This window comes from Streptomyces sp. NPDC045022 (assembly GCF_056432605.1).
This window is the reverse complement of sequence record NZ_JBWKIR010000033.1, coordinates 57,646-69,869: the sequence shown is the minus strand read 5'-3', so window position 1 is coordinate 69,869 and position 12,224 is coordinate 57,646. Positions and strand designations below refer to the sequence as shown.

The following is a 12,224-nucleotide window of genomic DNA, read 5'->3' as shown; positions in this document are numbered from 1 at the left end:
ACGAGATCGGCATGGGCGACAACATCTGGCTCGGCGACCGCGACGCCGTACGCACCCCGATGCAGTGGACCCCCGACCGCAACGCGGGCTTCTCGACCTGTGATCCGGGACGCCTGTTCCTGCCCACGATCATGGACCCGGTCTACGGCTACCAGGTCACCAACGTCGAGGCCTCCATGTCCTCGCCGTCCAGTCTGCTGCACTGGACCCGCCGCATGATCGAGATCCGCAAGCAGAACCCCGCCTTCGGACTGGGGTCGTTCACGGAACTGCAGTCCTCCAACCCGGCGGTCCTGGCGTTCCTCCGCGAGTACGGCGACGACCTGGTGCTGTGTGTGAACAACTTCTCCCGGTTCGCACAGCCCACCGAACTCGATCTGCGGGCCTACGACGGACGGCATCCGGTCGAGCTGATCGGCGGGGTGCGCTTTCCCGCCATCGGCGAACTGCCCTACCTGCTGACTCTGCAAGGCCACGGCTTCTACTGGTTCCGGCTCACCCGAGTCGCATCCCGCATCGGCCGCCGCCGCTGACCTCCCGGCGCCGAGGAAAGGACGCGTCACCATGCCGAAGACCATCACTCCCCGACCGAGAACCGCCGCCGGCGTCGACGGCCCCCTGGTCTCGCTCGGCGCGCTGTTGCGTGAGTGGTTGCCGAGGCAACGCTGGTTCGCGGGCAAGGACCGGCCCGTCACCGATCTGTCGGTGCTGTCCGTGACCGAGCTGTTCCCGGGGTGCCTGCACCTGCTGGTGCACGCCTCGCACGGGCCCGTGCCCACGCCCGGAGGCACTCCCCCGCCCGGGGACTGCTACCAGCTGCTGCTGGGCCTGCGCGAGCACCTGGCGCCGCGGCTCGAGCGGGCGTTCATCGGGCGGGCGAGCGAGGGTCCGCTGGCCGGGCTCGCGGTCTACGACGCGCTGCACGACCCGCGCTCGGCCCATCTGCTGCTGGAGCGGCTGCGGCAGCCCGGCGCGGCGGGCCCGCTGCGCTTCGAGGCGGATCCGGCCGCGCACCTGCCCGGGGGGCTGCCGCCGCGCCTGCTGGACGCCGAGCAGTCGAACTCGTCGATCGTGTACGGCGACGCGTACATCCTGAAGGTCTTCCGCCGGATCCAGCCGGGTGTCAATCCGGACCTGGAGGTGTCGGCCGCGCTGGCCGCGCAGGGCTGCACGCGGGTGCCCGCGCCGGTGGCCTGGTTCGGCACGACCGAGCCGCGTCCGGCCACGCTGGGCGTGCTGCAGCCGTTCCTGCCGGACGCCACCGACGGCTGGACACTGGCGCTTCGGGCGCTCGCCGCCGGTGACGACTTCACTGCGGAGGCCCACGAGCTGGGCTGGGCCATGGCCGAGGTGCACGTGGCGCTGGCCGAGGCGTTCCCGCCGGCGGGACCGGGCGAGAACAGCCGTACGGCCGAGGCGATGTGCGCGCGGCTGGACGCCGCCGCGCACGCCGTGGCCGGGCTGCGGCCCTTCGTCCCCGGCCTGCGGGCCGCGTTCGGGGCGCTCGCCACGTGCGACACCGGGCCGCCCGCCCAGCGCATCCACGGCGATCTGCATCTCGGGCAGGTGCTGTGGGCCGGCCGCGACTGGTTCGTCATCGACTTCGAGGGCGAACCGTCCCGGCCGCTCGCCGAGCGGCGGGCCCCGCAGTCCCCGGTGCGGGATGTGGCCGGGATGCTGCGCTCCTTCGACTACGCGGCCCGGCAGCGCCGCCCCTGGCGACCCGAATGGGCGCGCCGCTGCCGGGAGGCGTTCTGCGCGGGCTACGCGGCCCGCGCCGGTTGGGATCCACGCAAGAAGCACGCGCTGCTGCGCGCGCACGAGACGGACAGGGCGGTCTACGAGGTGCTGTACGAGGCAAGACACCGACCGGACTGGCTGCCGGTTCCGATGGCGGCGATCAAGCGACTCGCCGTGTGGGGAGGCTGACGTCATGGCACTGCGCGACACCACGCGTCCCGAGGCGGCGGGCCCCAAGCCGCCCGCGGCCGCCCCTCCCCCGGACCTGGTCCGGGGGGACCCCCCTCTCGCCGCGCTCGGCCCCGCCGACCGCGGCCGTCTGCTGGGCGGCGCGCACCACGATCCGCACGCCCTGCTGGGCGCCCACCCGGTTCCGGGCGGCACCCTGTTCCGGGCGCTGCGCCCGAACGCCCGGGCGGTGAGCGTCATGGTCGACGGCATGCGCAACAAGCTCGAGTCGGAGGGCGACGGTCTCTTCGCGGCCGTCCTCCCCTACCCCGACATCCCGTCGTACACGCTGCTGGTGGCGTACGACGACGCTGAGCAGGAGGTGCACGACCCGTACCGCTTCCTGCCCGCCCTCGGCGAGCTGGACCTGCACCTGATCCGGGAGGGCCGGCACGAGCAGCTGTGGCAGGCGCTCGGCGCCGAGCCGATGACCCACCAGGGCGTGGCCGGCACCCGCTTCACCGTGTGGGCGCCGAACGCCCAGGGGGTGCGGGTGGCCGGGGAGTTCACGTACTGGGACGGCACGCAGTACCCGATGCGCTCGCTCGGCGCGTCCGGGGTGTGGGAGCTGTTCCTGCCCGGGATCGGCGAGGGCGCCCGGTACAAGTTCGAGATCACCTCCCGCCACGGCCACCGCTTCCTCAAGGCCGACCCGATGGCGCGGCGCACGGAGGTGCCGCCGGACACGGCGTCGATCGTGGCGGCCTCGCACTACGAGTGGGGTGACGCCCAGTGGATGGCGCATCGCGCCGACACGCCCGTGCACGAGGCGCCGTTCTCGGTGTACGAGGTGCATCTGCCGTCCTGGCGGCCCGGATCGACGTATCGTCAGCTGGCGGACGAACTGCCCGCGTACGTCAAGGAGATGGGCTTCACGCACGTCGAGCTGATGCCGGTCGCCGGGCATCCGTTCAGCGGCTCCTGGGGCTACCAGGTCACCTCCTACTACGCGCCGACGCCCCGGCTCGGCGCGCCGGACGACTTCAGGTACCTGGTGGACGCGCTGCACCGGGCCGGCATCGGCGTGATCATGGACTGGGTGCCGGCGCACTTCCCGAAGGACGACTGGGCGCTGGCCCGGTTCGACGGGGATCCGCTGTACGAGCCCGGGGACTGGCGGCGGGCCGAGCATCCGGACTGGGGCACGTACGAGTTCGACTACGGGCGGACCGAAGTGCGCAACTTCCTCGTCGCCAACGCGGTGTACTGGTGCCAGGAGTTCCACATCGACGGGCTGCGGGTGGACGCCGTCGCCTCGATGCTGTATCTCGACTACTCACGGGACTCCGGCCAGTGGGAGCCGAACGTCTTCGGCGGGCGGGAGGACCTGGACGCGATGGCCTTCCTGCAGGAGATGAACGCCACCGTGTACCGGCGCTGCCCCGGCGTGGTCACCATCGCCGAGGAGTCCACCGCGTGGGGCGGGGTTACCCGGCCGACGGACAGCGGCGGGCTCGGCTTCGGGCTGAAGTGGAACATGGGCTGGATGCACGACTCGCTGGAGTACGTCCAGAAGGAGCCGGTGCACCGCAAGTACCACCACAACGAGATGACCTTCTCGATGGTGTACGCCTACAGCGAGAACTTCGTGCTGCCGATCTCCCACGACGAGGTGGTGCACGGCAAGCAGGCGCTGGTGTCGAAGATGCCGGGCGACTGGTGGCAGCGGCGGGCCAACCACCGCGCCTATCTCGGCTTCATGTGGGCCCACCCCGGCAAGCAGCTCCTCTTCATGGGGCAGGAGTTCGCCCAGGGCGCCGAGTGGTCCGAGGCACACGGCCCGGAGTGGTGGCTGCTCGGCGACGACTACCACTCCGCGGGCGACCACCGGGGTGTCCAGCAGCTCGTGCGGGACCTGAACGAGCGGTACCGGGCGACGCCGGCGCTGTGGCAGCGGGACACCGACCCGGGCGGCTTCCGGTGGGTGCTGTGCGACGCGGCGGACGACAACGTCTTCGCGTTCCTGCGCTTCGACGCCGAGGGGTCCCCGCTGCTGGCGGTGTCGAACTTCTCCCCCGTCGTCCGGCAGGACTACCGGCTGTGGGTGCCCGACGAGGTGCCCGTCTGGCAGGAGGAGCTGAACACGGACGCCGTCCGCTACGGCGGCGGCGGGGTCGGCGCCGAAGGTCCCCTCAAGCCGGTGGACGGGTTCCTGAACCTCACGCTCCCGCCGCTCGCCACCGTCTGGCTGACACCGGAGCGCTGAAAACCGCAGGTGTCGGCGGCCGTACCAGGGGCAGTCGGGGTCGTACAGACCCGCGACTGCCCCTAGTGGCACGGAAGAAGGGCGGCACCACGTGCGCACCGTCGGAGTGGAGGAGGAACTCCTTCTGGTCGATCCGGACAGCGGAGACCCGAAGGCGCTGGCGGCGGCCGTACTCGCCCGTGCCGCCCACGCCGATCCCGGACAGGACGTGTTCGAGAAGGAGCTGTTCGGGCAGATGCTGGAGTTCGCCACGCATCCGCAGTCGGACATGGCGGACCTCGGCGACGAGATCGTCCGCTGCCGCAAGGAGGCGGCCCGCCACGCCGGGGAGATCGGCTGCGCGGTCGCCGCGCTCGCCACCTCCCCCCTGCCGGTCAGTCCTTCCCTCAGCATGAACGAGCGCTACCGGTGGCTGGCCGAGCGGTACGGGGTGCCCACCTGGGAGCAGCTCGTGTGCGGCTGCCATGTCCATGTCTCGGTGGAGTCCGACGAGGAGGGCGTCGCGGTCCTCGACCGGATCCGCCCGTGGCTGGCGGTGCTCCGCGCGATCAGTGCGAACTCCCCCTTCTGGCAGGGGCAGGACACCGGTTACGCGAGCTACCGCAGCCGGGTGTGGAACCGCTGGCCGTCGGCCGGCCCGACCGAGCTGTTCGAGTCCGCCGAGCAGTACCACCGGCGGGTGGCCGACATGGTCGCCACCGGCGCCATCCTGGACGAGGGGATGGCCTACTTCGACGCACGCGTGTCCGCCCGCTATCCCACGGTGGAGCTCCGGGTGGCGGACGTGTGCCTGTGCGCGGACACCGCCGTACTGATCGCGACGCTCAGCCGCGCCCTCGTGGAGACGGCCGCACGGGACTGGCGGGCCGGCCGGCCGGCGCCCGACCACAGCGTGAGCCTGCTCAGGCTCGCCGACTGGCAGGCCGCCCGGTTCGGTCTGGAGGAGAACCTCCTCGACCCGGCGACCCTGCGGCCCAGGCCCGCCTCCGAGGTGCTGCGCTCCCTGCTGGAGCACACGGCGGACGCGCTCACCGACAGCGGCGACGCGGTCCGCGCCGAGCAGGCCGTCGAGGAACTGCTGCGCACGGGCAACGGCGCGCGTGAGCAGCGCAGGCTGTTGGAGCGCACGGACAGCCTGCGGGACGTCGTCACCGCGTGCGTGCGGCTCACCCAGGGCTGAGCGAACCGGTCACAGGATCAGCACCAGGGCGTACACCAGGAAGAAGGCGGCGATCAGGGCGACGAGGACGAGGATCAGCGTCAGCGGCGCCTTGGCCCACCCTCTGCTCTGGACGTGCGGCTCCCGGGGCCCGGCCTCGGGCATGCTGCTTTCGGCGGGCGGGGTCTCGCCGGGCGGGACCCCGCCTCCGGGCTCCAGCCCCGTGGTGCGTTCCGGCTCCGGATCGGGATTCACATGAGTCATGCCTCCCGAGTCCCCAGGACACGGCCACATCATCAGCCGATCACGACTTCCACGTTCCCGGCACCGAACGCGCTCACCTGGGCTACATTCGAGCACCGCCGACACCGAGCCGTTCGGCGGAGTGACCCTCCGTACAGACCGGGAGCAGTGCATGCGGGACGTCGCCCTCGCTCCAGCCGTTACCCCGCCGCTCACCGGCGGCCTCGCCGACAGCGTCTTCGACACGGCGGACCGGAATCCGACCCTGCCGCTCCTCGCGCGCCGCACGGACGCCGTCGCCACCGGGTGGGAGGAGGTGACGGCCGTCGAGGTACGGGACGAAGTGATCGACCTGGCCAAGGGGCTGATCGCCGCCGGGATCTCGCCCGGCCACCGGGTGGCTCTGATGGCCCGTACCCGCTACGAATGGACGGTGCTCAGCCACGCGCTGTGGGCCGTGGGCGCCGAGGTCGTACCGATCCATCCCAGCTCCGCGCGGGACCAGGTCGAGTGGATCCTGCGGGACGCCGGCTGCGTGGCCGTGGTCGTCGAGGACGAGCAGGGCGCGATGACCATCGGCACCGTGTGCACCAGGCTGCCCCGGCTGCGGCACGTCTGGCAGTTCGACGCGGGCGCGCTGCGTGGTCTCGTCGAGCGGGGCGCGGCGGTGCCCTACACCACCGTGGAGTCGCTGCGCCGGATCGTGCTGCCGGACTCGACGGCGGCCGTCGTCTACACCTCCGGCACCACCGGCCGTCCGCTGGGCTGCGCGCTGAGTCACCGGGGACTGGCCTATCCCTGCGACACGCTGCTGGCCGGCTGGGCCCACACCGCGGCACCGCCGGGTGAGCAGGGATCCGTCGTGGCGTTCCTGCCGTTCTCCCATGTCTACGGCATCATGATCATGCTGATGTGTGTGCGCGGCGGCATCCTGATGGCACACGAGCCGGAGATGACCCAGGCGGCGCTGGCGTCGGCGCTGACCACGTTCCGGCCGACGTACCTGTACGGGGTGCCGTCGGTGTTCGAGAAGCTGTACAAGAACTTCCTGCGCGCCGCGGAACAGGCGGGCCGGGGCGCGCTGTTCGAGCGGGCCGCGCAGACCGCGCGGGAATTCGCCGCGGCCGAGGAACGCCGCCGGCTGGGCGGCGGTGCGGGCCCGGGGATCGAACTCCGGCTGCAGCACGCCCTGTACGAGCGGACGGTGTACCGCAGACTGCGCGCGGCGCTCGGCGGCCGCGTCCTGCGCGGCACCTCCGGCGGTTCCGCGCTCAGCCGCGAACTGTCCTTGTTCTACGAGGGCATCGGCGTGTACATCCACGACGGGTACGGGCTGACCGAGTCCGCCGGCGGGATCACCATGCAGCCGTTCGGCCGGGAGAAGTCCGGCACCGTGGGGCGGCCGCTGCCGGGCACCGAGGTCCAGGTGGCCGACGACGGGGAGATCCTGGTGCGCGGGCCGTCGGTGTTCCAGGGCTACGTCAGCGACGAGGCGGCGACCCGGGCCACGCTGCGCGGTGGCTGGCTGGCGACCGGGGACATCGGACGGCTGGACTCCGAGGGCTATCTGGCGATCACGGGGCGGAAGAAGGACATCATCGTCACCAGCGGCGGCAAGAGCGTGGCCCCGGCCCTGCTGGAGCAGCGGCTGCGGATGCATCCCCTGGTCCACCAGGCGGTGGTGATCGGCGACGACCGGCCCTGTGTCGGCGCCCTGATCACCCTGGATCCGGAGTTCCTCGCACACTGGCGGGGCGCGCTGGCGCTGCAGGGCGACCTCCCGGGCCGCGAGACCCGGGAGGAGAACGCGCTGCGGGAGGAGCTCGCGCGGGCCGTGGCCTCGGCCAACAGCGCCGTGTCCCGGGCGGAGTCCATCAGGGTGTACCGGGTTCTCCAGGAGCCGTTCGCTCCGGACAACGGGCTGCTCACGCCGTCCTTGAAACTGCGCCGGGACGCCATCGTGCGGCACCATGCCGCCGAGATCGAGGCGATGTACCAGGCCCGCTCCCAGGCCCGGCGACCGCAGGAGCCGGCCGACTGGGAGGAACCGGACGACGTCTTCCGCTGAGGAATGCGCGCCCGGACGGAGCCACCTCCGAGGGCGGGCGGATAGCCTGCCGGGCTGTGGGAACCCGCCACCCAGAAAGAGATCAGCAACGACGACCATCCTGGCCGGAGGGGCGCGGGACCCCCTCGCGGCGGGACCGGGGAATGCGAGATGGCGACGGAGCCGCGTTGGGACGACACACCGCCCTCGGAGGAGAGCTACGAGCGTACGTTCTCCTTCACGGGCGAGCTGCGCAACGTCACGGAGGCGCGGCTCGCCGCGGAGGACTACCTCTGCGCGCTGGCCAGGGGCGCGCCGCCGGGCGCGCACGAGTACTGGGACGACATCCTGCTGGTCGTGACCGAGCTGGCCGCCAATGTGATCCAGTACGCGCCCGGGCCGTTCGACCTGCGGATGCGCCGCACCTTCGACGGTGTGCATGTGACGATGCGCGACTCGAGCACGACCAAGCCGGAGCCGCGGCCCTTCCACCCGCGGACGGGCGGTGGCGGGATCGGCTGGCATCTGGTGCACACGCTCTGCACGCAGGTCAGCGTGGTCGTCCACGACCACGGCAAGGACATACACGTGTTTTTGCCCTGGTGAGGGCGTGCCGGTCGGGCAGGCCCGTCAGGTGTACGACGTGTATCTGTGCGACAACCGGTTACTCCACCCGGAGTGGGGGCATGCTGGTGCCCACGCGTTCGTCTGCCTGCCGCACCCAGCCGGCGGAACGGCTCGGGCCACGGTGGGATCGAAGTTGGCGCGCAGCGATCCCGGGCATGCGAACGGCGTCAAGTCGGACCGCCTGGAGCCGCAGAAAGGGATGAACACCGTGACACGACCCAGGATCCTGGTGGTTGGCGCAGGCTTCGCCGGAGTCGAGTGCGTCCGCCGCCTGGAGCGGAAACTCGCCCCCCGCGAGGCCGACGTCACCCTGGTGACGCCGTTCGCCTACCAGCTCTATCTGCCACTGCTGCCCCAGGTCGCCTCCGGCGTGCTCACGCCACAGTCGATCGCCATCTCGCTGCGCCGCAGCGAGAAGTACCGCACCCGGATCATCCCGGGCGGTGCGATCGGGGTGGACCTGAAGGCCAAGGTGTGCGTCATCCGCACCATCACCGACAAGATCGTCAACGAACCCTACGACTACATCGTGCTGGCACCGGGCAGCGTGACCCGCACCTTCGACATCCCGGGACTGACCGAGCACGCCTTCGGCATGAAGACGCTCGCCGAGGCCGCCTACATCCGCGATCACGTCATCGCGCAGCTCGACCTCGCCGACGCCAGCGACGACCCGGCCGAGCGGGCCGCGCGGCTGCAGTTCGTGGTCGTCGGCGGCGGGTACGCCGGCACCGAGACCGCGGCCTGCCTGCAACGGCTCACCCACGCGGCCGTACAGCGCTACCCGCGGCTGGACCCGGGTCTGATCAAGTGGCACCTGATCGATGTCGCACCCAAGCTGATGCCCGAGCTGGGTGACAAGCTCGGCCGCAGCGCGCAGGAGATCCTGAAGCGGCGGGGCATCGAGGTGTCGCTGGGCGTGTCCATCGACAAGGCCGGACCGGAGGAGGTCACCTTCACCGACGGCCGGGTGGTGCCGACGCACACCCTCATCTGGACTGCGGGCGTGGTCGCCAGCCCGCTGATCGCCACGCTCGGCGCGGAGACGGTCCGCGGCCGGCTGGCGGTCACCACGCAGATGTGCCTGCCGGGCCACGACGGCGTGTTCGCCCTCGGGGACGCGGCCGCCGTGCCCGACGAGGCCAAGGGCCAGGAGGGCGCGGTCTGCCCGCCCACCGCGCAGCACGCCATGCGCCAGGGCAAGAAGGTCGCCGACAACGTCATCGCGACCCTGCGCAACCAGCCGATGGAGCCGTACGTGCACAAGGACCTCGGCCTGGTCGTCGACCTCGGCGGCAAGGACGCCGTGTCCAAGCCGCTGGGCATCGAGCTGCGCGGGGTGCCTGCCCAGGCGGTGGCCCGCGGCTACCACTGGTCGGCGCTGCGCACCAACGTCGCCAAGACCCGCGTGATGACCAACTGGCTGCTGAACGCGGTCGCCGGCGACGACTTCGTCCGCACCGGCTTCCAGGCGCGCAAGCCCGCCCGGCTGAAGGACTTCGAGTTCACCGACTCGTATCTGACGCCGGAACAGGTCCGGGCCCGGGTCGAGGGCAAGGCCCTGGAGAGCCCCTGATGTGATGGCGGCCACCGAGGGACCGCCGGTCAGTCCTCATCTGACCGGCGGTCCTCTGCGGTGCTCGGGAAACGTCAGTGGCACGGACCTTCGTGCGATGCTGGGTCGGAGATCCATTTCTGGCACGGGAGAGAGCGCGTCGGCGTGAGGCAAGCGGTTCGGTCGGAGTGGGCACGCGTGTGGGACCGGCTCGCCGCGTCCGATCCCGGGCTGCTCCGGCTCACCGCCGGCCTGCGGACGGTCGCCGCCATCGCCCTCACTCTTGCAGTGCTGGGCCTGCTGCGGCTTCCGGTGCCGCAGTTGGTCGCCGGCGCCATCGCGGCGATGGTCGCGACCTTCGCCATCCGGGAGAAGCAGCGCTCGGGGCAGGCCGTCACCCTCGCGCTCGGTCTGCCCGTGGCGCTCGCCTCGGTGTCGCTCGGCGCGTTGCTGAACCAACGGGTCGTCGTGGGCGACCTGTTCTTCGTCGTCCTCATCTTCTGCGCCGTCTACGGCCGGCGGTACGGCGACCGGGGAACGGCGCTGGGTTTGATCGGCTTCCAGGTCTACTTCCTCTCCCTGTTCGTGGGCGCGACCACGTCCGCGCTGCCCGGCCTGTACCGCGTGATCACCGTGGCGTTCGCCTGCAGCGCCACCGCGCGCTTCGTGCTGCTGCCGCAGACACCGGCGGGCACGCTGGACCGGCTGCGGCGGGCCTTCCGGGCCCGGCTCGGCCAGCTGATCGCCAGTCAGGTCGAGCTGCTGGACGCCGGGCCCGACGCGGTGGACAAGGTTCTGGAGGACCTGCGCACCCGCACCGCCCGGCTGCACGAGACGGCGCTGATGATCCAGGGCCGGCTGGCGGACGGCACCTCCGACGAGGCGACGGCACGGCTGCTGCAGCGCCGGATCGCGGATGCCGAGATCGCCGCCGAGCGGCTCGGACTGCTGCTGCTCACGGCGCGCAGCGCGCAGCGGACGGACACCCTCACCCTGCACCTGCCCGGCGCTGTCCTGGCGTACGGCGGCGAGCTGCCGGAGCGCGACGAGGCGACGGCCGTGCTGCGCCGGGACCTGGAGGCACTGCGCCTGCTGGTGCTGCGGCCGCTCGGGGAGGCGTCGGGGACGGCGTTGGCGCAGGTGCGCAACCGGCTGCTCGGCTACCGGGAGGAGGAGAACCTGCCGAAGGCCGCCCCGGCCGTGCAGGACGTCTTCCGGGGCCTCGGTGAGGCGGCACGGGCGGTGCTGGGGCTGCGGACCGCCCTGGAGGGGCCTCAGGACGAGTCCGACGACTCCCCGGCGACGACCCGCTCCCGGGAGGAGCTGGACGCCGAGGACGCCGCCATCGAGAGCAGCGAGGAGGAGCCGAAGGAGCCGGAGCCGGCCGGCCTGAAGCGGCCCACCACCCGGGCGGCCGTCCAGGTGGCCGTCGGTTCCTCACTGGCCATCGCCGGTGGCGAGCAGCTGTCGGGTCAGCGCTGGTACTGGGCGGTGCTCACCTGCTGGATCGTGTTCATCAACACCGCGTCGACCGGCGAGATCCTGGTGAAGGGCTACCGGCGGCTGCTGGGCACGGTCCTCGGCGTGGTGGCCGGTATCGGGCTCGCCGGGCTGGTCGGGCACCACACCTGGACGGCATTCGGGCTGGTGCTGCTGTTCATCTTCGCGATGTTCTACACGGCGCCGCTGTCATACACGCTGATGTCGTTCTTCGTCACGGCGATGCTGGGGCTGCTGTACACGCTGCTGCACACCTACAGCACGGCGGTGCTGGTGCTTCGGGTGGAGGAGACGGCGCTGGGCGCGGCCTGCGGGGTGATCGCGGCGGCGCTGGTGCTGCCGATCCACACCGACCGCCGTACCAACGAACTCCTCGTCGGGGTCCTGGACCGGCTCGCCGCCGTCACCCGGGCCGCCGTCGACCAGCTCAGCGGCGGGGCGGGGACCGACCTGGTGGAACTGGCGCGCGACCTGGACCAGGCGCTGGCCGACCTGCGGGGGGCCACCCAGCCGCTGACCCATCCGATCACCCCGCTGCGCTCCCGCCGGGACACCGCCCGGTACGTGGTGGCGCTGCTGGAGACCTGTGCGTATCACGCGCGTTCGCTCGCGGCGACGGCCGAGCTGCTGCCGACGCACCCGGCGATCGCGGCGGACCCCCGGCTGCGCGGGGCGTGCGGGCGGATCGTGCACAACATCGAGGCGATCGCCGGGCACGTCACCGAGCCGCGGTCCACGGCCGGGATCGAGACCGGCCCCAGCATCGCCTCGATGCTGGAGCCGGGAACCCTGCGCACCCCGCGCTACGGCCGGGTGACCGACCGGGTGCTGCGCCATCTGGAGCGCCTGGACGAGGCGGTCTCCGGTCTGGCGCGCCCACTGGACATCCCCAGCGGTGCGGCGCGGCCGAAGCGGTGAC

General features: G+C 72.0%; 9 protein-coding genes. 8 read left to right on the top strand and 1 reads right to left on the bottom strand.

Annotated features, from left to right (window positions below; genetic code table 11):
• From AC07C1_RS35710 to AC07C1_RS35695, 4 genes are all read left to right on the top strand, one after another.
• On the top strand, positions 1-533 hold a 533-nt coding region (locus AC07C1_RS35710; protein ID WP_478945981.1), incomplete at its 5' end, for an alpha-glucosidase C-terminal domain-containing protein.
• A 31-nt stretch (positions 534-564) separates the two neighbouring features.
• Complete coding sequence (locus tag AC07C1_RS35705) at positions 565-1,929, top strand: maltokinase N-terminal cap-like domain-containing protein (RefSeq protein WP_478945980.1); 1,365 nt, start codon at positions 565-567, stop codon at positions 1,927-1,929.
• 4 nt (positions 1,930-1,933) lie between these two features.
• A complete protein-coding gene (gene glgB / locus AC07C1_RS35700) occupies positions 1,934-4,174 on the top strand; it encodes a 1,4-alpha-glucan branching enzyme (RefSeq protein WP_478945978.1) in 2,241 nt (746 codons plus the stop codon).
• Between the two features lie 91 nt (positions 4,175-4,265).
• The gene (locus AC07C1_RS35695; RefSeq protein WP_478945976.1) at positions 4,266-5,354 is read left to right on the top strand and encodes a glutamate--cysteine ligase 2; all 1,089 of its coding nucleotides are present in this window, start codon (positions 4,266-4,268) and stop codon (positions 5,352-5,354) included.
• A 9-nt stretch (positions 5,355-5,363) separates the two neighbouring features.
• On the opposite strand, the gene AC07C1_RS35690 is transcribed toward AC07C1_RS35695, so the two are convergent.
• Positions 5,364-5,597, bottom strand: coding sequence for a DUF6480 family protein (locus tag AC07C1_RS35690; RefSeq protein WP_478945975.1), 234 nt, complete (start codon positions 5,595-5,597; stop codon positions 5,364-5,366).
• Between the two features lie 151 nt (positions 5,598-5,748).
• Here AC07C1_RS35690 and AC07C1_RS35685 point away from each other — a divergent pair, with 151 nt between their 5' ends.
• From AC07C1_RS35685 to AC07C1_RS35670, 4 genes are all read left to right on the top strand, one after another.
• Positions 5,749-7,644, top strand: coding sequence for an AMP-dependent synthetase/ligase (locus tag AC07C1_RS35685; RefSeq protein ID WP_478945973.1), 1,896 nt, complete (start codon positions 5,749-5,751; stop codon positions 7,642-7,644).
• A gap of 150 nt (positions 7,645-7,794) precedes the next feature.
• Positions 7,795-8,229, top strand: coding sequence for an ATP-binding protein (locus AC07C1_RS35680; RefSeq protein ID WP_478945971.1), 435 nt, complete (start codon positions 7,795-7,797; stop codon positions 8,227-8,229).
• Positions 8,230-8,449: 220 nt separating this feature from the next.
• A complete protein-coding gene (locus tag AC07C1_RS35675) occupies positions 8,450-9,826 on the top strand; it encodes an NAD(P)/FAD-dependent oxidoreductase (RefSeq protein ID WP_478945969.1) in 1,377 nt (458 codons plus the stop codon).
• A gap of 144 nt (positions 9,827-9,970) precedes the next feature.
• Complete coding sequence (locus AC07C1_RS35670) at positions 9,971-12,223, top strand: FUSC family protein (protein ID WP_478945967.1); 2,253 nt, start codon at positions 9,971-9,973, stop codon at positions 12,221-12,223.
• Position 12,224 lies beyond the last annotated feature (1 nt).